General features: G+C 52.8%; 19 protein-coding genes. 11 read left to right on the top strand and 8 right to left on the bottom strand.

The annotated features are described in order from the left end of the window. Positions 1-281 precede the first annotated feature (281 nt). Positions 282-1,700 carry an aldehyde dehydrogenase family protein gene (locus HA51_RS26200; RefSeq protein ID WP_084938349.1) on the bottom strand — a complete coding sequence of 473 codons (1,419 nt, stop codon included), beginning with the start codon at positions 1,698-1,700 and terminating at the stop codon, positions 282-284. A gap of 102 nt (positions 1,701-1,802) precedes the next feature. On the opposite strand from HA51_RS26200, the gene HA51_RS26195 reads away from it, so the two are divergent. From HA51_RS26195 to HA51_RS26185, 3 genes are all read left to right on the top strand, one after another. Then, the gene (locus HA51_RS26195; RefSeq protein WP_084938348.1) at positions 1,803-2,693 is read left to right on the top strand and encodes a LysR family transcriptional regulator; all 891 of its coding nucleotides are present in this window, start codon (positions 1,803-1,805) and stop codon (positions 2,691-2,693) included. Between the two features lie 1,138 nt (positions 2,694-3,831). Beyond that, entirely contained in the window at positions 3,832-4,632 is an 801-nt protein-coding gene (locus tag HA51_RS26190; protein ID WP_245840278.1) for a glycosyltransferase family 2 protein, read from the top strand. 498 nt (positions 4,633-5,130) lie between these two features. After that, complete coding sequence (locus tag HA51_RS26185; RefSeq protein WP_084938347.1) at positions 5,131-6,420, top strand: HAAAP family serine/threonine permease; 1,290 nt, start codon at positions 5,131-5,133, stop codon at positions 6,418-6,420. 101 nt (positions 6,421-6,521) lie between these two features. On the opposite strand, the gene HA51_RS26180 is transcribed toward HA51_RS26185, so the two are convergent. From HA51_RS26180 to dbpA, 3 genes are all read right to left on the bottom strand, one after another. Beyond that, on the bottom strand, positions 6,522-8,078 hold the full coding sequence (locus HA51_RS26180) for a methyl-accepting chemotaxis protein (protein WP_084938346.1): 1,557 nt from the start codon (positions 8,076-8,078) through the stop codon (positions 6,522-6,524). 306 nt (positions 8,079-8,384) lie between these two features. Further along, positions 8,385-9,347, bottom strand: a complete 963-nt coding sequence (locus HA51_RS26175; RefSeq protein ID WP_084938345.1) for a chemotaxis protein — start codon at positions 9,345-9,347, stop codon at positions 8,385-8,387. 126 nt (positions 9,348-9,473) lie between these two features. Beyond that, the gene (gene dbpA, locus HA51_RS26170) at positions 9,474-10,853 is read right to left on the bottom strand and encodes an ATP-dependent RNA helicase DbpA (protein WP_084938344.1); all 1,380 of its coding nucleotides are present in this window, start codon (positions 10,851-10,853) and stop codon (positions 9,474-9,476) included. A gap of 299 nt (positions 10,854-11,152) precedes the next feature. Between dbpA and HA51_RS26165 the strand changes: the two genes are divergently transcribed. Then, complete coding sequence (locus HA51_RS26165; RefSeq protein WP_245840276.1) at positions 11,153-11,440, top strand: hypothetical protein; 288 nt, start codon at positions 11,153-11,155, stop codon at positions 11,438-11,440. 77 nt (positions 11,441-11,517) lie between these two features. On the opposite strand, the gene HA51_RS26160 is transcribed toward HA51_RS26165, so the two are convergent. Both HA51_RS26160 and HA51_RS26155 read right to left on the bottom strand, forming a co-directional pair. Beyond that, a complete protein-coding gene (locus HA51_RS26160; protein WP_084938343.1) occupies positions 11,518-12,879 on the bottom strand; it encodes an amidohydrolase family protein in 1,362 nt (453 codons plus the stop codon). An 89-nt stretch (positions 12,880-12,968) separates the two neighbouring features. Next, a complete protein-coding gene (locus tag HA51_RS26155) occupies positions 12,969-13,829 on the bottom strand; it encodes a LysR family transcriptional regulator (RefSeq protein ID WP_084938342.1) in 861 nt (286 codons plus the stop codon). Positions 13,830-13,916: 87 nt separating this feature from the next. Here HA51_RS26155 and HA51_RS26150 point away from each other — a divergent pair, with 87 nt between their 5' ends. The 6 genes from HA51_RS26150 to yniD all read left to right on the top strand — a co-directional run bounded on the left by HA51_RS26150 (position 13,917) and on the right by yniD (position 19,618). Further along, complete coding sequence (locus HA51_RS26150; protein WP_084938341.1) at positions 13,917-15,089, top strand: cyanate transporter; 1,173 nt, start codon at positions 13,917-13,919, stop codon at positions 15,087-15,089. 225 nt (positions 15,090-15,314) lie between these two features. Then, positions 15,315-16,964 carry an L-lactate permease gene (gene lldP, locus HA51_RS26145; RefSeq protein ID WP_084938340.1) on the top strand — a complete coding sequence of 550 codons (1,650 nt, stop codon included), beginning with the start codon at positions 15,315-15,317 and terminating at the stop codon, positions 16,962-16,964. Next, complete coding sequence (lldR, locus tag HA51_RS26140; RefSeq protein WP_084938339.1) at positions 16,961-17,746, top strand: transcriptional regulator LldR; 786 nt, start codon at positions 16,961-16,963, stop codon at positions 17,744-17,746. Before lldP ends, lldR begins: the two co-directional genes overlap by 4 nt. Beyond that, positions 17,746-18,936 carry an FMN-dependent L-lactate dehydrogenase LldD gene (gene lldD / locus HA51_RS26135; RefSeq protein ID WP_084938338.1) on the top strand — a complete coding sequence of 397 codons (1,191 nt, stop codon included), beginning with the start codon at positions 17,746-17,748 and terminating at the stop codon, positions 18,934-18,936. Before lldR ends, lldD begins: the two co-directional genes overlap by 1 nt. 67 nt (positions 18,937-19,003) lie before the next feature. Then, positions 19,004-19,432 (top strand): OsmC family protein, encoded by a 429-nt coding sequence (locus tag HA51_RS26130; protein ID WP_034830472.1) that lies wholly within the window; start codon positions 19,004-19,006, stop codon positions 19,430-19,432. A gap of 78 nt (positions 19,433-19,510) precedes the next feature. Beyond that, a complete protein-coding gene (gene yniD, locus HA51_RS27820; RefSeq protein WP_097117533.1) occupies positions 19,511-19,618 on the top strand; it encodes a small membrane protein YniD in 108 nt (35 codons plus the stop codon). A 114-nt stretch (positions 19,619-19,732) separates the two neighbouring features. On the opposite strand, the gene HA51_RS26125 is transcribed toward yniD, so the two are convergent. Both HA51_RS26125 and HA51_RS27250 read right to left on the bottom strand, forming a co-directional pair. Continuing rightward, positions 19,733-19,966 carry a hypothetical protein gene (locus HA51_RS26125; RefSeq protein WP_084938337.1) on the bottom strand — a complete coding sequence of 78 codons (234 nt, stop codon included), beginning with the start codon at positions 19,964-19,966 and terminating at the stop codon, positions 19,733-19,735. Positions 19,967-20,077: 111 nt separating this feature from the next. Continuing rightward, positions 20,078-20,248: a hypothetical protein gene (locus tag HA51_RS27250; RefSeq protein WP_007887091.1), complete on the bottom strand. Its 171-nt coding sequence runs from the start codon at positions 20,246-20,248 to the stop codon at positions 20,078-20,080. Positions 20,249-20,461: 213 nt separating this feature from the next. On the opposite strand from HA51_RS27250, the gene HA51_RS27245 reads away from it, so the two are divergent. Further along, positions 20,462-20,629 (top strand): hypothetical protein, encoded by a 168-nt coding sequence (locus HA51_RS27245; RefSeq protein ID WP_167136781.1) that lies wholly within the window; start codon positions 20,462-20,464, stop codon positions 20,627-20,629. The last annotated feature ends 126 nt before the right edge of the window (positions 20,630-20,755 follow it).

Here is a 20,755-nt window from a genome sequence, read left to right as displayed (position 1 = left end):
CCCCAGACTGCGTTATCACCACATGCTTGACTGATGCAGACTGCGTTATCACCACATGCTTAACTGATGCAGACTGCGTTATCACCACATGCTTAACTGATGCAGACTGCGTTATCACCACATGCTTAACTGATACAGACTGTGTTATCACCACATGCTTAACTGATGCAGACTGCGTTATCACCACATGCTTAACTGATGCAGACTGCATTATCACCACATGCTTAACTAATGCAGACTGCGTTATCATCCGAAGCATACATGCATGCCGTGTTATTCATTCAGGCAACCGTCACCGCGCGTGGCTCCAGAAAGGCGCTGATGCCCCATGGCCCCATTTCCCGGCCAATGCCAGAGTGACCAAAGCCACCAAATGGGGCGCGGGGTTCATGTGCCAGCGTATTGATCATCACGCGGCCCGCCAGGATTTGTTCACCCACGGCACGCGCATACTGCTCATCTGCGCCGATCACCAGTGCGGACAGGCCGTATTCCGTGTCGTTGGCAATCGCAATCGCTTCGGCTTCATCCCGATAACTGATGATGCTGAGCACCGGACCAAAGATCTCCTCGCGGGCTATCTGCATCTGCTGGGTGACATCGCTAAACAGCGTGGGCCTGATATACCAGCCACGGCTTAATCCCTCCGGGCGGCCCAAGCCCCCAGTCAACACGCGAGCACCTTCCTGTTCGCCGAGTGCGATAAAGTGTTGTACTCGTTGCCACTGTTTCTCATTAACCATCGGGCCAATGGTGGTGCTGGCATCGGCGGGATCGCCGGAATGTTGCGCCTCGACTTCTGCTGTCAAAGCACGTTCGAACTCTGCTTTACGGGCTTCAGGCACCAGAATGCGCGTACCGGCAATACAGGCTTGCCCGCTATTGATAAACCCCGCCTGAACCGCGAGTTTTGCTGCAGTAAGGGCATCTGCATCTGGCAAGATCAGCGTCGGTGATTTGCCGCCCAGCTCCAGCGTGACGCGTTTGAAGGTTTCGGCAGCGGTGCGCAAAATGGCTTTGCCAGTGGCGGTTGATCCGGTGAAGGAAATTTTTGCCACCTGCGGGCTACGGCTAATCGCATCACCGACCTGAGCGCCGCGACCGGTGATGATATTGAACAGGCCATCAGGCAATCCGGCGCGATGCAGTGCCTGAGTGATCACCTCAGTCTGTAACAGGCTAAACTCACTGGGCTTAATCACCGTCGTGCAACCTGCTGCCATCGCAGTGGCCAGCTTATGGCAAATAAAACCGGCGTTGCTGTTCCAAGGGGTAATGAGCCCGGCGACACCGAGGGGTAACATCTGGACACTGGCGCGCCCAGCTTGCTGGGTAAATGGATACTTTTTCAGTTCTTCGATCACCTGGAGAATGACGTCCGCTGGGTAGCTTGCCATCCACTGCGATCGTGAAGAGGGTGCGCCATACTCTTCAAGGATGGCGGCATGCAGATCCGTTTCACAGTGTTTTACGGCGTCATACATCTGCTCCAGCAGCGTGATACGTTCTGTCACCGAAGTGCGAGAAAAAACGGGAAAGGCTGCATGAGCGGCGGCAATCGCACGGTCGGCATCTTGTTCATTTGCCAGACGCGCTTTACCAATGACGCTGCCATCGGCAGGTTTGATAATATCCAGCCACTCGTCGCCTAGAGGGGTAACAAAACCGCCATTAATATAGAGGTGTTCGATAACGTGCATGACTCTACTCCTGAGGTGAATAGGCAGGAAAATTATCATGTCCTGTGCGCGGGAATAATCCGCTAAACCCTGCAAGGGGTATTACGTTTAACGGAATAATCAATGAGCCGAACCGGTATTACAGAACTGGAAATCATGCTGGCTGTCGCGCGGCGTGGAACCTTCAAAGGCGCTGCCAGTGAGCTGGAGATGTCGCCCTCTGCTGTCACAAACGCCGTGGCTGCGTTGGAGAAACGTCTGGGCGTCCGTCTGTTCAACCGCACCACGCGCAGTGTCGCGCTGACGGATGCGGGGCGCCGCTTTATGCAGAAAATCGCGCCAGCGTTGGAAATGATCCGTAGCGCATCGGAGGAAGTGAGCAGCGAGCCCAATGACCCGGCCGGCATTCTGCGTCTCAATGTGCCGCCGGAGAGCTGTTCGCTATGGTACGAGTCGGTGCTCATCCCCTTTTTGCAGCGTTATCCGCGTATTCGCGTCGATATCTCTAGCCAGAGAGAACGGGTGGATATTGTGGCCGAGGGATTTGATGCCGGCATACGTCTGGCGGAGGATATTCCTGCCGATATGATTGCGGTCAAATTGACGGCAGACTTGCGGATGATTGTGGTCGCTGCGCCGGATTATCTTGATCGTGTCCAGGCGCCCACTCAGCCAGAGCAGCTCAGCGAACACTCAACCTTATGTATGCGCATGTCCGACGGCAGTCTTTATCGCTGGGAGCTGACCGATCAGCAGCAATCTTACAAATTGCAGGGTGAACCCCGGTTTGCGGCGAGCGATTTAGCCTCAATGCACAAAGCGGCGGTGGCCGGATTAGGGATTGCCTGTTTGTCGGAACAACATATTGCGGCAGATGTGCAGGCGGGCAGGTTAGTGCGATTACTGCCGGACTGGCATGTCAATCTGGGGGCGCTTTGCCTCTATTATCCCGGCCATCGGCTGGTGCCGCCTGCGCTTAACGCGCTGACGACATTTGTACGCGACTTAAGATGATCTGACTCTGTACATTCCTGGTCTCACAGAAAAATGCACTGTAAGCATTATCGGCATGTCATTTTATTCTTTAGATCCTATTTGAGTCAGGTAGTCTTTTCTGGCTACGCTTCGCTTAAATTTTCAGAGTTTTATTCTGATAAGTTGCGTTTGATTCCATCTTTACTTTGAGTGTGGTGAGGTTGTTAAAGGTTTGTGGGTGAATAAGCTAAGAACTACTAAATATAGTAGGTCCGATATTAACTTAAGGTTGTTTTCAGTTTAAATGGCGAGGGGAATAAAGCTGAAGTGTTGAATAACAGAGGGTTAACTAAAGTTGATTTGGTAGTGATGATTTCATCTGATTATTCCTGAGAACCTATGGGCATTAGTCTTAACAATTTTTAATTTTTCCATTCATCGTGGCTAATATTTTCCAGATACCTCGCGAAAATATCCAACGGTATCTCTTTTATTTGGCTCTGAAGAAGATTGACCTGAAAACGGCGCATGGTAAGAATGTTGGAAAAGATTTTGAATTTTAGGGCTCAATGCCCATTGCAGCATGGCTGCGAGAGCCGTGCTGGATTAACGCCACTTGCCCTCTCGGAAGGTGAAAAACGTACCGAGGCAATAAAGGGGCAGGGCACACAGCAAAATCGTTAATGCCGTGACGTTCGTTGAGAAGGTTATCTAAAGATGATCCTTTCAGCCACGGTCGGCATGTCCCAGATTCCATTATGTTTAAATGCTGCGCATCTGCGTTGCCCTTTATGATGACGGTATGAATGAACATTTTAACTGATTGATATTCAACTGTTCTCGTTGGAGAGCAGGTGGTTTTGCTTAACCTATATTTAAGGGCCTCATGCGCTCAGTTCATTGGTAGCTGTAAGCCAAGGGCGGTAGCTTAGCGGTATATTTAGAAAGCGAATAAATAAATAGCATTAAATTCATAGCGAAAATCCTATTTTAATTAAGATGAATTTCGCTCTAAAAGACCAATTTTAATTGGTGAGGAAACTCCTAAATTTACGTAATGCCAATGTTAAGCGATGCGAAAGAAATTGATAAACGGGAATCATGAAGATGTTCTGCAACCCAGGTAGTAATGGCAATTTAACAATGATAAAACAACAAACAGCCAAGAGAGTTAATCATGAATGAAAAACCACTTTTTAGTATTATCATTCCTGTTTCTAACGCCAAAAAAACCATAAAGCGCACATTGCTCAGCGTGCTGAATCAGACGTATCGCAATTATGAGGTGCTGGTGGTGAATGATGGCAGTACAGATTCATCGGCGAAGATCTTAGCCTCTTTTGCTCATCATCCGCAGGTGACGGTGATGAATAACCCCAATACCAGTATCAGTGCAGCGCGAAATTGTGGTCTAGAGCAGGCGCGTGGGGAATATGTCCTCTTCCTTGAGGCTGATGACTGTTTGAAAGATAACTTCTTGATGATTTTCAAGAACAATCTGGAAGCATGGCCAGCAGAATCCGTTGATTTGATGGTTGGCAACTTCACCGATTATCGTATCGGCCACATCTCAAAAGCGGGTCTGTTCAGCAATGAGGATATCCCCTACATCCTGGGCGAATTGGAAATGAGCGATAATATTGTTTATCTGCACAACAAATGTTACCGCCGTCAAATTCTAAGTGATTTAAATCTGCGTTTTATGGAAGGCGTCTCCATGAGTGGAGCACTGCTCTTCAACCTGAGGTTCTTTAGCTCTGTTAGCCATTTTTTGGTTGCGACAGGTAGTGCCGATCGTGATGAGATTGCGCCCGCTTCCCTGCCCAGACGTCAAGTCCTCCCTACCAGATTGAAAGAGGGAAAACCGTTCCCCATGGCGTTATGTGATTCCGTCCTTTATAAAAATCATGGCAACTTTCTTGATTATTCTTTCAAGGCTTCATTCAACGCGTTTTGGCGCTGGATAGCCCGATCGTAAAAGCAATGTCTCCTGCACCATTGCATTTTGCGAGGGAGATGAAATCCCAGCGATGAATTGGAATGCTGTCATAGCGTACTTATTTAATTATGCACTCAATCGAGCACCCGTATTTTGATTTGAAATTCCCCCGGAATTCATCTCTGTAATTGTCTGCTGCTGTTATTCCTTAAGGAAAGAGTGGAGCGATTGCTGCGCCAGAGATGAGTAGCCGGGGGAGTTTCACCTTTCTACGCACGCTTAATCTCCTCGCTTGCACTCTCTCCCTGTCTCAGGTCAAATAGCGCCCCATGCAAACGTTTGCGTGCATGTTTTGTGCGTTTTTGATGATAAAATCACCACAATGCGCATTTTTATCGCCTTTGTGATGCATGTCTTGCGTTGAAGCAACCTTAACCGGACAAAAACGGGTAGCATGTGCCCGTTCGCGCTAATGGCATGTTTAGCAGCTGTCGTTCCGGCTGCATTTTGATAAAGCTTTAAATTCTGGAGAGACAGATGGACAACTCACAAACCGTTGCTCAAAGCACGGTTGAGGTCAGCGCAAAAGGCTGGCGTAAGAGTGATACCGTGTGGATGCTGGGTCTGTACGGAACTGCGATTGGTGCAGGCGTATTGTTCCTGCCCATCAATGCGGGTGCGGGCGGATTAATTCCACTGATTATTATGGCGATCCTCGCATTCCCCATGACCTTTTATGCGCACCGTGCGCTGACGCGGTTCGTGCTCTCCGGTAAGAATCCGGGTGAAGATATTACGGAAGTGGTTGAGGAACATTTTGGTGTTGGGGCTGGCAAGATCATCACCTTGCTCTATTTCTTCGCTATCTTCCCGATCTTGTTGATGTACAGCGTCGCCATCACCAATACCGTGGATAGCTTTATCGTGCATCAACTCGGTCTGGTATCGCCACCGCGTGCCTTACTTTCGCTGATACTGATCATTGGCATGATGACGGTGGTACGTTTCGGCGAGCAGATGATTGTCAAAGCGATGAGCGTGCTGGTATTCCCCTTTGTCGCAGTATTGATGTTGATGGCTGCTTACCTCGTGCCACACTGGCATGGCGCGGCATTGGAAACGCTCTCTTTTAACCAAGCCACCAGCGGCAGCGGCATCTGGATGACGCTGTGGCTGGCGATTCCCGTCATGGTCTTCTCCTTCAACCACTCGCCGATCATCTCTTCCTTCGCGGTCGCCAAGCGTGATGAGTACGGTGCCGGTGCGGAGCAGAAATGCTCGCGCATTCTTGCCTGTGCACACTTGATGATGGTCGTGACGGTGATGTTCTTTGTTTTCAGCTGTGTGTTGAGCCTGTCACCGGCTGATTTACAGGCAGCAAAAGATCAAAACATCACGATTTTGTCTTATCTGGCAAACCACTTTGATGTGCCGATGATTGCCTGGATGGGACCCATTATTGCGATGGTGGCAATTACCAAATCGTTCCTGGGTCACTATCTTGGTGCGCGTGAAGGTTTCAACGGCATTGTGGTGAAGTCACTGCGTAGCCGTGGCAAAAGTGTGATGCCGCAGCGTTTGAATCGCCTGACGACAATCTTTATGCTGCTGACCACCTGGCTGGTGGCGACCTGGAACCCAAGCATTCTCGGTATGATTGAAACGCTCGGTGGGCCAATCATCGCGATGATTCTGTTCCTGATGCCGATGTATGCCATCCAGAAAGTTCCGGCAATGCGTCAGTACAGCGGTAAGATCAGCAACGTCTTCGTGGTGATTGTCGGTTTGTTAGCGATTTCGTCGATTGCGTATTCGCTGGTGAATTAAGAACGTTTAGTAGCGGCGCGATCCATCTCGCGTATTGGAAGCTGGCTAGCCGCTTCAGAATGCGCGATATATCGCGCCGCTACGTTTAAGAGGAGTTGGAATTACACTGATGCGGTCTTGAAGACACTCATCGACTGCGCCAGACGATCCGCTTGTTCCTGTAATGCCTGCGAAGCTGCTGAAGCTTCCTGTACCAATGCGGCATTCTGCTGGGTGACGGCTTCCATCTGGGTAATGGCCAAATTAATCTCGCTAATCCCACTGCTCTGCTCGCTGCTGGCAATGGTGATTTCACTCATGATATCCGCCACGCTCTTCACGCTGTTCACCACTTCACCAATGGTTGAACCGGCATGCGTGACTAAGCGGCTGCCTTCATCCACCTTCGACACTGAATCCTCGATCAGCACTTTGATCTCTTTCGCCGCAGAAGCCGAGCGCTGTGCCAGATTACGGACTTCGGTGGCAACGACCGCAAACCCACGACCTTGTTCACCCGCCCGTGCCGCTTCTACCGCTGCGTTCAGTGACAGGATGTTGGTCTGGAAGGCAATCGAATCGATTACGCTGATGATATCGACAATCTTTTTAGAGGAGAGGGTAATGGCTTCCATCTTCTCGATCACTTGTTCCATCACGGCGCCGCCTTCTTTAGCGACAGAGGATGTAGAAGCGACCAGTTGATTGGCTTCACGCGCATTTTCAGCGTTGTGCTTCACGGTGGCGGTCATTTGCTCCATCGCTGAGGCGGTCTCCTCCAGCGAGCTGGCTTGCTGCTCAGTGCGTGAAGAGAGATCGATGTTTCCGCTGGAGATCTGATTTGAAGCGACGGCAATAGTATCGGAACCGGCACGTACATTGGACACAATGGTCAGCAGGTTATCGTTCATCGCCTGTAGCGCCTGCATCAGTACGGCGGTTTCGTCTTTGCCACTCACTTCAATGTGCGAACTCAGATCGCCTGCGGCGACTTTCTCCGCAATTTCGACCGCTTCATTCAGTGGGCGAACGATGGATCGTGTCAGCATAAAGCCGAGCAGCACCGAGGCGGCAATGGCAATCGCGGAGAAGATCAGCGTGATTTCGATGGCGGTAGAGCCGTCATCGATAATGCCTACACCCTCTTTGCGTAACTGGTCAGATTGTGAGTTGGCAAAAGCGACCGCGCTGTCGAGGTAGGTATTCTGCGTACTGGTAATTTTCTTCAATACAAAAGTACCGGCATCCTCTTGCTTACCTGCGCGCACCAGATCCAGCAATTCATTCTTTTGTTGTTCAAAGAGTTGGCTTGCGGCCAGTAAGCCGGCGATTTTCTTTTTACCTACTTCGGTAACTTGAATCGCCTCAATCTTTTTCATCGCGCTATTGGTACGTTCCGTGGCTTCATCTAACTGCTTAAAGCGCTGAACATTATATTCCGGGCGAAGGGTGTCAATCACCATACCGCGCAGGTACTTAATTTGGTCGTTTACGCCATCACGCACGTCAAAACCGAGGCGCACTTTGACATAGCGATCTTCCACAATGGAGGTGATGCCATTTTTGATGTTGTTGATTTTCATGATCGATGTCACTCCGATCACGCCCAGCAGTGCCACGACCAGTGCAAAGGCAATGCCCAAACGGACGCCTACCTTCATATTCTTAAAGCTCAACATTGGTTCTCCCCGTAATGCCAAATAGTGTTGTTTTCAAGACGGAAAAGCAGGCGTGCTGCCTGCATCAGGTTAATGTTTTATAAGATGAAAATGCTTTCCCGGCGTGATTAATCTGGTATGGCAGCGCGGGTTTCAGCGCTTCAGTTATCGGTTGTTAATGTTTTAACTTTAATTTTTTAGAGGTACGTCACAAAATCGTTAACATCATTAATCGTTGGTACGATTTCATCAGCGAAAAAGCCGCAGGCAGAATGCAAAAAAGGCGCGATAATCGCGCCTTTCTATGCTTTCAAAAATGAGGAGGAATTAACGTTTTTTCGCCAATACGTTTTGAATCACGCTCGAGAGCTCATTAATCTCAAATTTAGCGACATAGCCATCAGCACCCACTTTGCGGACATGATCCTCGTTGGCGCTACCCGAGAGCGACGAGTGGATCACCACCGGAATTTTGCGTAAGGCTTCATCACGTTTGATGTTACGCGTCAGGGTAAAGCCATCCATTTCCGGCATTTCCAGATCGGTCAGTACCAGCGCGATTTTATCGTGAATTGACTCGCCTGCTGCGACGGCTTCTTTCTGCATATCGTTGATTTTAATCCACGCTTCCAAGCCAGTATTGTGCATGATGGCTGGAATCCCCATGCTTTTCAGCCCCTGCTCCAAAAGCTGACGTGCCACTTTCGAGTCTTCCGCCACAATCGCTACCTGGCCTGGCTTCAGGTTGAAATCTTTTGCTGTCTCTTCGCTCGGTTCGACGCCGCGTACCGAAGGAATGATGTCATACAGAATCTGTTCCACATCGAGCACCAGCGCCAGATTGTTGCTTTCACCATCGCTATCAAGACAGGCAATACTGGTGATATTGCGGCTGCCAATACCGGCTTCAGCTGTGTGAACCTGGTTCCAGTCGAGTCGCACGATGTTTTCAACCGACTCCACCGCAAACGCCTGTGTACTACGCGCATATTCCGTGACCAGCAGCAGGTTCAGGCCCGTCTCTGGTTTGCAGCCGGTGACCGCAGGTAGATCGATAACAGGAATAAACTGTCCACGGATGCTGGCCATGCCGAGCAGCGGTGACTGCATACCGGCAGCACGCGTAATGGTGGGCATCGGCACGATTTCACGCAGTTTAAAGACGTTGATACCGTACAACTCAGATTTGCCTTTCAGCTGATCGGAGCCCAAGCGGAATAGCAGCAGTTCGAATTTATTGGAAAGCGCAAGGTTGGCGCGTTCATCGATCTCTTTCTGAAAATTATCCATCATGGCCTCAAGCGGAATCTGGGCGGGGTAAAGGGGCAATGATTAACTTATCGGCAGCTGAGAGAAAAAATGAAGGGGGAGGGCAGAAATTTTAGCGCGAGAGCGAACGCCCTCGCGCAGGAACCATTACTTCAGCAGGATGGCACGTACGCTTTTGCCTTTGATCTTGCCTTCTTTCAGCTTGATCAGCGCCTTCTTCGCCTGCGCGGCATTGATCGCCACATAAGCATGGGTTTGTGTCAGATCGATCTTACCGATTTGATCGCCACTGAAACCCGCCTCACCGGTCAATGCCCCCAAAATATCGCCAGGACGGATCTTAGCTTTACGGCCGCCATCAATGCACAGCGTCATCATGGTGGCAGGCAGGGCTTGCGCTGATTTGCCTTTTAAGGTGGAGGATGACACCCAGTTCAGTTTCTGGCTCAGATACTCTTCAAGTGCATTGGCGCGCGCCATTTCATCGGGTGCGACGAAGCTCACGGCCATGCCTTTCTCGCCAGCACGACCGGTACGGCCAATGCGGTGAATGTGCACTTCTGGATCCCATGCCAGCTGGAAATTCACCACTAAAGCCAGTGATTTGATATCCAAGCCACGCGCGGCGACATCGGTGGCAATCAGCACACGGATGCTGCCATTGGCGAAGCGGATCAGGACGCGTTCACGATCGCGCTGTTCCAGATCGCCATGCAGTGCCAGTGCACTGATTTGACGGTCGTTCAACGCCGCGGCGACGTCATCACACTCACGTTTGGTGTTACAGAACACCACGCAGGAAGTGGGCTGATGTTGGCTGAGTAATGCACTCAGTAGATTGCCGCGCTCGTGGGCGCTGGCTTCAATAAACTGCTGCTCAATAGCAGGCAGTTCAGCTTTATCTTCGGTGGCGACCGCCAAGGCATCACGTTGAAAACGTTGGCTCAGGCTGGCAATGGTGTCTGGCCAGGTTGCTGAGAACAGCAGTGTCTGGCGTGCTTCCGGCGTAAAGCCAATGATGGCCTCCATATCGTCACGGAAACCCATCTCCAGCATACGGTCGGCTTCATCCAGCACCAAGGTTTGCAATTGGCCAAGGTCGAGATTATCGCGCTTGAGGTGATCCAGAATACGGCCCGGCGTGCCGACCACAATATGTGGCGCATGCACCAGCGAATCACGCTGCGCACTCATTGGCTGGCCGCCACAGAGCGTCAAGATTTTGATGTTGCGGGTAAATCGTGCCAGTTGGCGCAGCACGTTACTGACCTGATCGGCCAATTCGCGTGTCGGGCAGAGCACCAGCGCCTGAGTCTGGAAGCGGCTGATATCAATGCGTTGCAGCAAGCCGATACCAAAGGCGGCGGTTTTGCCGCTGCCGGTTTTCGCCTGCGCACGCACGTCGCGCCCTTCGAGAATGGCGGGCAGGGAAGCGGCCTGAATCGGCGTCATGGCGTCGAAACCCATCTCGCGCAGGTTGTCGAGTTGGCTGGCTGGAAGTTGCGTCAGGGTAGAAAAAGCGGTCACGGGAATGTCTCAGATAACGGTCAGGATTGCGGCGGCCAGTCTGGCAGAAAGGGCCGCTATCGGCAATGCAAATTGCGCAACTGATAACGCAACGAAAACAGTTAGCATTATGATCGATTGCTACTTTTATAGACGGTAATTGATGTGAAATTTTAATTAGTTTTTGAAAGTAACAAAGTTGGGCTGTGCAAGTTAGAAGCGCTTTCTTTAACGAAAAGGTGCAATTAGCGTTGATAAAGAGACTATATAACGTCATTTTTGCGGTATTTTGCTCATGTTACGCTTATGTGTCACTTAAGATGGGTAAAATTCCGATTAAAATTACCCACCGCTATGCTTTATATTTAGCGCGCCATTTGGCAAACAATAATATATTCAGAGGTCAAGTTTTGAGTCTTTATGTCCAGGGACAGAACGAAGACATTCTGAAAATCGTCGGCCGCGCCGTGTTAACGCTGCATCTGCATGGAGAAACTTTATCATCGGATAAAGTCAGTTCCATGATTGCCTGTTACGCGGAAGAAGAGCCTGTTAGTGACGATGAAAACCAGCGCTTATATGCGCTGGCTATTCAGATGTTATCGTAAATCCAGCAACTCGCATGGGGCGCGTGCCGCCCATGTTTTTTCGTTCATCAAGCCTCCTCTCGGAGGCTTTTTTGATCTCAAATGCTGAACACTGGTGTCCCACTGTGGAAGGTGGCCGTGACTGGTGAGATGCGGGCCACAGCTTCAGCGGAGCAGCTTGCGTCAACCAGCATCATGCTGGCGTCATCCCGTACTTCCGGCCACTGGCGTTCGCCTTGATTCGATAACGGCAGAATGCCGCCGGTGGCGATATGCAGCGCACGGCTCAGCCCAAATTCATCGGAGCCACGATAGAGTTGCGCATACAGGTTGGCTTTCTCCAGCATGCTACCGGTACCAAAGGGCGACCAATGGTCAATCACGCTATCGGTTCCTGTCATCACTGTGATACCAGCCGCCTGCAGTTGCGGCAACGGCATGGTGAGTTTGCCAATCGGAATAGTGGAGGCGACACTCATCTGCTGCTCGGCCATGCCCGCAATCATCTGATCCAAGGCTTTGCCCTCCAGCGTACCCAACGCAAAACCATGGCTCAACGTCACTTTGCCTTTCAACGCTGGGTTTTTGGCGATGGTGTCCACCATATACTGAATGGCTGCCACGCCGGACGGTGCGGTTTCATGCAGGTGAATATCAACGCCGCGATTGAAATCCAGTGCAATCTGGAACATGGCATCCAGCGAGGCTTGCATGGCGCCATCCACATTCGTAGGGTCCAAGCCGCCAACATACTGCACACCCATCTGCATCGCTTCACGCATCAGTCCATCGACCTTCGAATGCAGTAAACCGTGCTGCGGGAAGGCGACGATCTCACAGGGGAATTCAGGGTGATTGGCCAGCGCCAGCTTCAGGTGTTCAAGGCTTTTCAGGCCGCTCACCGGGTCGATATTGCAGTGGCTGCGTGCTTCGGTGGTGCCCTTGCTGTGCAGCAGGCCGATCAAAGCTTCGGCACGCGCTTGTGAAGTGGGCAGCAGTTGTGGGATGAGCACCTGCTCACGCGCAATCATATCCATGATGGTTTTGCCCTGGCGCGGTCGTGGGGCTTCCCATGGCCCGCTGTAAAACGTCTTATCCAGATGAATATGCATGTCACGCGTGCGGGGAAGAAGTAATGCGCCGTTGGCATTCCACTGCGGGATGTTGGCGTTGCGCGCCTTGCCCGCGGCATCAATGGCGGCGAACTTGCCGTCTTTAATGGTGATGTCGTACAACGCGGTGCGTGTGGCGATCACCTCTTTACCGTCATGCTCAAAGCCTTCTTCGAGGCGTACATTGAGCAACTGATAGTGGGCTACGCGCGGAGGTGGCGTCTGCAACTGCGGCGCGGAAACGGGTTGTGCGGCTGCGCTCATTCCGGCAGCCAACAGGCTACCGGCGGCGGTGAGACGCACGCCCTGGCTGATAAAATCGCGACGGCTGGGAGAAGTGAGGTGCATCAGAGGCTCCAGTCAACAGTGAAAACGTTAATCTGGCAAAACGCGCGTCGCCGCGCTGCGATATTTCCCACTGCTTAACAGTGGAAAAATCACTGCCACTTCAAATGGCAAAATTCCACCAAGGCTGCAGCCAGCGCTTGTTGTAGATCATCCTGGGGTAAGCGGCAAAACAGCGCCAGTTCAAAGTGACTGATCGGAGGCAGGCCATCGGATTCATCCAGCACACGATGACCCGGCAGGCGGCAACTGGCAGGTAATAACGTCAAGCCCAATCCGGCGGCGCTGGCGCTGGCGAGTGCCACCAAACTGGCGCTGCTATAGCTGATACGCCAACTGCGTCCCAACGTATCCAGCGTCTGGCTCATCTCATCGCGGTACAACCCCAGTTGTGGAAACACCACCAACGGTACTGGCGTCTGCTCAAAACAGGGGTGCTCGGCGCTATCCAGCCACAGCAGCGGCTCCAGGCGCGAGGCGAGTGGGCGTTCACCGCCCGGTTGCTTAATCAGCATGATATCCAGCTCTTCACGCTGCCAAGCCCGGTGCAAATCAACATACATACCGCTCATCACGTCGAGGCGTAACTGTGGATGCTCGCGACTGAACTGGGCCAGCAAGCCAGCAGTGGGGGCGGCAAAATCTTCGGGCACCCCTAAGCGCAGCACCCCGTCGCGCCATTTATCACTCAGCACATCATGCGCTTCACCATTGAGTGCAATGATGCGCCGCGCATAACCGAGCAGTTTTTCTCCCTCTTCGGTTAACACCACCTGATGCGAGGTGCGCTCCAGCAGCGCTTTGCCAATCATCTCTTCCAGCCGCCTGACTTGCTGACTGACGGTGGATTGCGACAAATGCACCCGTTCGGCGGCACGGGTAAAACTCGCGGTTTCGCATACAGCGACAAAACTCAGGAGTTGCTGCGGGGTAAACATGGGCTGACGATTCATTTTTCCACTGGTCGCTATGGTGTTATTTCATTTCCAAATAGTACTGACTGCTGCGATCCTGACAACCTTTTCACGACAGGATTGTGTATGAACCGACACTCCAACGGACTGACGCTCGCCGCATTGGTGCTGGCAGGGCTGAATATGCGTCCGTTACTCACTTCCGTAAGTCCACTGCTCGGGCAACTGCGTCAGGCCATGGGCCTCTCTTCACTGGCCGCCTCGTTGTTGCCCGCGGTTCCGATGGTAATGATGGGCGCGGTGGCGCTACTGAGCGCATCGCTGATGCAACGCGTGCCGCTGCAACGTCTGCTCATTGCCGGACTGACACTCTTGCTGCTGGCACTGGCCGCGCGCGGGGTGATCCACGACGGTCAATGGTTGGTGGTCAGTGCGCTGTTTGCCGGCCTCGGGGTCGGCGTGGTGCAGATGGCAATGCCGGGGGTGATCCGCCAACGCTTTGCCCAGCGGAGCGCGCCGATGACCGGCTTGTGGGCGGGCGCGTTGATGGGCGGTGGCGGTTTAGGTGCGGCGCTCTCGCCCTGGTTGAGTGCGCATTTTGGCTGGTCAGTGGCGTTAACGGGTTGGGCGCTACCGGTGTTATTGGCGATTATGCTTTGGCTGGTGGTGCGCTTACCTGCAACTCATCACGCTGAGAGGATTGAACTCCCGCCGCTGTGGCGCAAACCGCGCGCCTGGTCGTTAGCACTGAGTTTTGGTTTGGTGAATGGCGGATATGCCACTTGCGTGGCCTGGTTGCCGGATGCCTATCATCGTTTAGGTTGGACGGCGCAGGCGGGTGGTTCGCTGTTAGGCGTGATGATCTTGTGTCAGGTGGCAGGTGCTTTACTGATGCCGCTGCTGGCGCGCAAAGCAGACCGCCGACCTCAGTTAATGATCAGTCTGGTTTGTCAGTTGGTGGGCATGAGCGGATTCCTGTTTGCGCCGCTGCTGGCACCTTGGTTGTGGGCAGCGATTGCCGGATTTGGCTTGGGCGCGGCATTTCCGCTGGCGATGGTACTGGCACTGGATCATCTACCGCATCCGCAAGCCGGTGCGCGCCTGGTGGCGTTTATGCAGGGTGTCGGCTTTATTATTGCCGGTTGCATGCCCTTTATCGCCGGACAGTTGCAGGCATTCACCCACAGTTTTACAAGCGTATGGATAATGCAGAGCGCGGTAACGATTGGGTTGATCCTGTTAAATCTGCGTTTCCATCCCCACAGTTATCATCGGGCTTTTGGTCGGACAGTGGATTAATTGGTCCTACCAAATCGTTTTAAATGTTGCCACATCGTCACATAACGGGAAAAATGACGCCAGCTTCGTTGCTTTAAGTTAACAATACATTAACTATCTGGAGCCAGAAAGCCCCGCTCTGCATTTTGGTCCTACCAATTTCAGTGAGCAGAAGGGCAAGAACTGCGGCGCAAACCTGCATTGCCGTTGCGCCGTATTCATCTGGTAACCTCTGGAGATAACGGCATGCCGGTGTGGCAACAAAACTACGATCCTCTCAACAATCTGTGGCTCTCCAGTCTGGTGGCGGTGATCCCGATTGTGTTTTTCTTCTTCGCGCTGATTAAGCTCAAACTGAAAGGCTATCAGGCGGGTACAGCCACGGTAGTGATTGCGCTGCTGGTGGCGCTGTTCTTGTATGGCATGCCGTTGGGTCAGGCATTGGCGTCAGTGGTTTATGGCTTCTTATATGGCCTGTGGCCCATCGCCTGGATCATCGTCGCGGCGGTGTTTGTTTATAAAATCTCGGTGAAAACCGGTCAGTTCGATATCATTCGCGCCTCAATACTTTCTATCACGCCAGATCAGCGTTTACAGATGCTGATTGTCGGCTTCTCTTTTGGTGCATTCCTCGAAGGGGCTGCTGGTTTTGGTGCGCCTGTGGCGATCACGGCGGCACTGCTGGTGGGATTGGGCTTTAATCCGCTGTATGCCGCTGGTTTGTGTCTGATCGTCAATACGGCACCCGTAGCTTTTGGTGCCATGGGGATCCCCATCATCGTTGCTGGGCAAGTGACGGGACTGGATAGCTTCCAGATTGGTCAAATGGCCGGACGTCAGTTGCCGTTCCTCACCATTATTGTGCTGTTCTGGATCATGGCGATCATGGATGGCTGGCGCGGCGTCAAAGAGACGTGGCCAGCGGTGATCGTGGCGGGCGGATCCTTTGCTATCGCCCAATTCCTCAGCTCCAACTTCCTCGGCCCTGAACTGCCGGATATCATCTCGTCTCTGGCTTCCTTGATCTGTCTGACGCTGTTCCTGCGCCGCTGGAAACCGGTGCGTATTTTCCGCTTTGATGAGAAAACCGCACTCGATCCCACGCAAACGAACAAGCGCTACACGCTGGGACAGATTGTACGCGCGTGGATGCCTTTCCTGTTCCTCACGGCCACGGTGACCTTATGGAGTATTCCGCCGTTCAAAGCGCTGTTTGCCAAAGGTGGCGCAATGTATGACTGGGTGTTTAGCGTGCCAGTGCCACTGTTGCATGAGTTGGTCGCGCGTATGCCGCCGGTGGTGAGTGCAGCGACGCCGTATGCGGCAGTATTTAAATTTGATGTGCTCTCCGCGACCGGCACGGCGATTCTGGTGGCTGCGGTGCTGTCGGTGATTTGGCTACGCATGAAACCTGCGGCTGCGATTCAGACATTTGGTGAGACGCTGAAAGAGTTGGCACTGCCGATCTACTCGATTGGCATGGTACTGGCGTTCGCCTTTATCTCAAATTACTCCGGCTTGTCAGCGACGTTGGCCTTGGCGTTAGCGCATACCGGTAATGCCTTTACCTTCTTCTCGCCGTTCCTCGGCTGGCTTGGCGTATTCCTCACCGGATCTGATACCTCTTCCAATGCGCTGTTCGCTGCTTTGCAGGCCACTACCGCGCAGCAGATTGGCGTGTCAGATGTCCTGCTGGTGGCTGCCAATACTACGGGGGGCGTGACCGGTAAGATGATTTCTCCGCAGTCGATTGCCATTGCCTGTGCCGCTGTGGGTCTGGTGGGCAAGGAGTCGGATCTGTTCCGATTTACCGTCAAACATAGCCTGATTTTCACCTGCATGGTGGGCGTGATCACCACGCTTCAGGCTTACGTTTTAACCTGGATGATTCCATGACTGAAAACACGCCGCGTTTAGCGGATACGTTACGGGCGCGCTTGCGCGCCTGGATTGATGAACACCAGTTGGAGCCGGGCATGCGCTTGCCTGCTGAACGTCAGTTGGCGGCTGAGTTTGGGGTATCGCGATCGTCATTGCGCGAAGCCATCCAGCAGTTGATCAGTAGCGGCGTGTTGATGAGTAAACGCGGTGGCGGCACCTGGCTGTGTGAGCCGCCGGAACCCTGGTCGGAACAGCGCATTGTCGAGCCGATTCGCCAGTTGTTAGCTGACGACCCGGATTACCGCTGGGATATTTTGGAGGCGCGCCACGCCATTGAGGCCAGCACCGCCTGGCATGCGGCGCTGCGCGCCACCGAATCCGACAAAGAGAAGCTGCGTCTGGCGTTTGATGCGCTGTTAAAGATGCACGACTGTGATGACCCCGACCTCGCTGCGCAGGCCGATTTACGTTTCCACCTTGCTATCGCTGAAGCCTCCCACAATGTTGTGCTGCTGCAAACCATGCGCGGCTTCTTCGATCTCCTGCAATCATCGGTGCTTCACAGCCGTCAGCGCATGTATACCCAGCCGGTGATTTTTAATCGTCTCAATGAACAGCATCAGGCGATGTTTGATGCAGTGATGGCGGGCGATGCCGAAGCGGCACGTCATGCGGCGATGGATCACCTCGGCTTCGTGCATACCACATTGAAATCACTCCATGAAGATGAAGCGCGGCAGGCGCGTATCACCCGTCTGCCGGGCGAGTCTCTGGATAATCGTAAGGAAAACAACTGATGATCATCTCTGCAGCCAGTGACTACCGCGCCGCGGCGCAACGTATCCTGCCTCCGTTCCTGTTTCACTATCTTGATGGTGGCGCCTATGCGGAGCACACGCTAAAGCGCAATGTGTCAGACCTTTCGGACGTAGCGTTGCGCCAGCGCGTGCTGAAAAACATGTCCGATCTCAGCCTGGAAACCAAGCTGTTCAATGAAACGCTGTCGATGCCGGTGGCGCTTGCGCCGGTGGGGCTGTGCGGTATGTACGCGCGTCGTGGCGAGGTACAGGCGGCACGCGCGGCTGCGCTGAAAGGCATTCCGTTCACGCTCTCTACCGTGTCACTGTGCCCGATTGAAGAAGTGGCCCCCGCCATAAATCGCCCGATGTGGTTCCAACTGTATGTGCTGCGCGATCGTGGCTTTATGCGCAATGCGCTGGAGCGCGCCAAAGCCGCAGGCTGTTCCACACTGGTGTTTACCGTTGATATGCCCACGCCAGGCGCTCGCTATCGCGATGCTCACTCAGGCATGAGCGGTCCCAATGCCGCTATGCGCCGTTACTGGCAGGCGGTCACCCATCCACAATGGGCATGGGATGTCGGGTTGCACGGGCGTCCACACGATCTGGGTAATATCTCCGCTTATTTGGGTAAACCGACCGGATTAGAAGATTACATCGGCTGGCTGGCAAACAACTTTGATCCTTCCATTTCATGGAAAGATCTGGAGTGGATTCGCGAGTTCTGGGATGGTCCGATGGTGATCAAAGGCATTTTGGACCCGGAAGATGCGCGTGACGCGGTGCGTTTTGGTGCCGACGGTATTGTGGTGTCCAACCACGGCGGACGCCAACTGGATGGTGTGCTGTCGTCAGCCCGCGCATTACCGGCGATTGCCGATGCGGTGAAAGGTGATATTGCCATTCTGGCTGACAGCGGCATCCGTAATGGGCTGGATGTGGTGCGCATGATTGCTCTGGGTGCTGATACTGTGCTGCTCGGCCGTGCCTTTATCTATGCACTGGCTACCCACGGGCAGCGCGGCGTTGAGAATTTGCTGAATTTGATCGAAAAAGAGATGAAGGTGGCGATGACACTGACCGGTGCAAAAACCATTGCCGAGATCACTCAGGACTCGCTGGTGCAGGCGAATGCGCTGCTTAGCGAAGCGGGATTACATCCGGCTCGATCACGTGCAGTGAGCTGAGGCGCGGCAAGCAAAATGAGAGGTGATGTCTATACTGATCTCCTGTCTGACTAACAGGAGGAATGACATGACCATTCACAAGAAAGGATCGGCCCACTGGGAAGGCGACATCAAAGGTAAAGGCACAGTGAGTACCGAAAGTGGTGTGCTGAGCAACCAGCCTTACGGCTTTAATACCCGTTTTGAAGGTGAGAAGGGCACAAATCCGGAAGAGCTGATTGGTGCGGCACATGCGGCGTGCTTCTCCATGGCACTGTCACTGATGCTCGGTCAGGCGGGCCATCCGCCGAAAAGTATCGATACCACGGCAGATGTGTCACTGGACAAGAAAGGTGAAGGTTTTGCCATCACTAAAATTGCACTGACCAGCACTATCGCGCTGCCAGGCATCGATAGCGCCAAATTTGATGAGATTATTCAGAAAGCCAAAGCTGGTTGCCCGGTGTCACAAGTCCTGAATGCAGAAATTAGCCTGGACTATACGCTGAATAATTAATCGCCCTTACGCTTTACCAGCGGTAGAATAGCGATGCGCCCCAGGGCGCATCGTTGCTTTCTGCCGTCTGGAGGATGCGTGGGGAAAAAACTGGCTGCAACTAAACACTGGAAAATGATTGTGGTGCTGCTGTGCATTTGCGGCGCGCTGATGCTGATTCGTTGGGCTGCGATGATATGGGGATGAAGGACTGGGTCTGTCGCCATAAGCTCGGCGTGTTAGTGATGGTTATTTTGGTACTGGAAGGGGTGCATTACCTGCTCACGGCGTCTTGGTTACCGTGGCAGTTGGGGTGATCCCTTACGCGTATTCGTTGTCTGGCTGACGCACGTTACGCACACTGCTGCGCGCAATGCGATATGCCTTGCGTGGGTCTCCCGCCACAAACTCAAATGTGGGCGAATAGTAGAATGGCAACCAGCCGCCGAAGCTGCTTTCCCACTCCCACCGCACCGGGCAGGGCCAGAGAATGCCATCATACAAAATGTAATAAACCCAGCGTCCGTTTGGACGACGGGGGCGAGTATTCTTCATGGGATTCACAACGGTAATAGTGTAAAGCAGCTTATATTTTGGACGCTATGCGCCAATCTTGCAATGCCGTCTGGCTTATTTTTGTACAGTCGTCATAAAAATGGCACCGAATTAACGGTGCACTTCACCACAGAGCAGGACCACATTCGGCCGAACTTTATGGATGCGGTCGGCCATTTGCTCACAGGCCACTTTGGTGGGGTAGATGCGTTCTGACACCGGCAGAGCGTCACAGGCATCGTGTCCACACGCGCTCACTAATAACACAAAACCAATCAGCATGATCGGACTCCTTTAACACGTTCCTGATGGTACGGAATCGGTGGCTGTTCGTTCCTTTTTTTAATCCAGTATAGCCAAACGCAACGGGAGTCAATTATCTCCTTGAGCGGCTTTTTGGTTTGAGCGACGAGATTATAACCAGACAGGCGCGCAACAGCAGCACGATCTGGGCTAAACTGTGCGGCCCTGACAAAAATGATGAGTGAATGACCGATGTCGAACGAAATTGCCCACCCGGCCAGCAGCCCAAAACAAGCCGCACTGCAACTGGTCATTGAACTGGTACGCGCAGGCAAACTGAGCCCGCTGCAAGGTGATGCCTCTAATATGATTTCTATCTATGAGCAGTTCAAAACCCATTTTGAGGCAGAGAAAGCGTAACCATCAGCTCGCTATCATGGTGGTGTGAGGTTAGTTAGGTAAAAGTCGAGTAAGGCTGTCATTTCAATGAGTGACGGCTTTTTTTTCATCTGTGCCTGTGTGCGGGCCACAGCACCTCTGCTGCTG

It is taken from the genome of Pantoea rwandensis (genome assembly GCF_002095475.1).
Taxonomy (GTDB): domain Bacteria; phylum Pseudomonadota; class Gammaproteobacteria; order Enterobacterales; family Enterobacteriaceae; genus Pantoea; species Pantoea rwandensis.
The sequence above is the reverse complement of the archived record's forward strand: the minus strand, read 5'-3'. Positions and strand labels throughout refer to the sequence as shown.

Excerpts from the sequence above, each read along its gene's own strand:
- HA51_RS26200 (WP_084938349.1), bottom strand. The coding sequence starts at position 1,700 with ATGCACGTTATCGAACACCTCTATATTAATGGCGGTTTTGTTACCCCT.
- HA51_RS26195 (WP_084938348.1), top strand. The coding sequence starts at position 1,803 with ATGAGCCGAACCGGTATTACAGAACTGGAAATCATGCTGGCTGTCGCG.
- HA51_RS26190 (WP_245840278.1), top strand. The coding sequence starts at position 3,832 with ATGAATGAAAAACCACTTTTTAGTATTATCATTCCTGTTTCTAACGCC.
- HA51_RS26185 (WP_084938347.1), top strand. The coding sequence starts at position 5,131 with ATGGACAACTCACAAACCGTTGCTCAAAGCACGGTTGAGGTCAGCGCA.
- HA51_RS26180 (WP_084938346.1), bottom strand. The coding sequence starts at position 8,078 with ATGTTGAGCTTTAAGAATATGAAGGTAGGCGTCCGTTTGGGCATTGCC.
- HA51_RS26175 (WP_084938345.1), bottom strand. The coding sequence starts at position 9,347 with ATGGATAATTTTCAGAAAGAGATCGATGAACGCGCCAACCTTGCGCTT.
- HA51_RS26165 (WP_245840276.1), top strand. The coding sequence starts at position 11,153 with ATGGGTAAAATTCCGATTAAAATTACCCACCGCTATGCTTTATATTTA.
- HA51_RS26160 (WP_084938343.1), bottom strand. The coding sequence starts at position 12,879 with ATGCACCTCACTTCTCCCAGCCGTCGCGATTTTATCAGCCAGGGCGTG.
- HA51_RS26155 (WP_084938342.1), bottom strand. The coding sequence starts at position 13,829 with ATGAATCGTCAGCCCATGTTTACCCCGCAGCAACTCCTGAGTTTTGTC.
- HA51_RS26150 (WP_084938341.1), top strand. The coding sequence starts at position 13,917 with ATGAACCGACACTCCAACGGACTGACGCTCGCCGCATTGGTGCTGGCA.
- lldP (WP_084938340.1), top strand. The coding sequence starts at position 15,315 with ATGCCGGTGTGGCAACAAAACTACGATCCTCTCAACAATCTGTGGCTC.
- lldR (WP_084938339.1), top strand. The coding sequence starts at position 16,961 with ATGACTGAAAACACGCCGCGTTTAGCGGATACGTTACGGGCGCGCTTG.
- lldD (WP_084938338.1), top strand. The coding sequence starts at position 17,746 with ATGATCATCTCTGCAGCCAGTGACTACCGCGCCGCGGCGCAACGTATC.
- HA51_RS26130 (WP_034830472.1), top strand. The coding sequence starts at position 19,004 with ATGACCATTCACAAGAAAGGATCGGCCCACTGGGAAGGCGACATCAAA.
- HA51_RS26125 (WP_084938337.1), bottom strand. The coding sequence starts at position 19,966 with ATGAAGAATACTCGCCCCCGTCGTCCAAACGGACGCTGGGTTTATTAC.
- HA51_RS27250 (WP_007887091.1), bottom strand. The coding sequence starts at position 20,248 with ATGCTGATTGGTTTTGTGTTATTAGTGAGCGCGTGTGGACACGATGCC.
- HA51_RS27245 (WP_167136781.1), top strand. The coding sequence starts at position 20,462 with ATGTCGAACGAAATTGCCCACCCGGCCAGCAGCCCAAAACAAGCCGCA.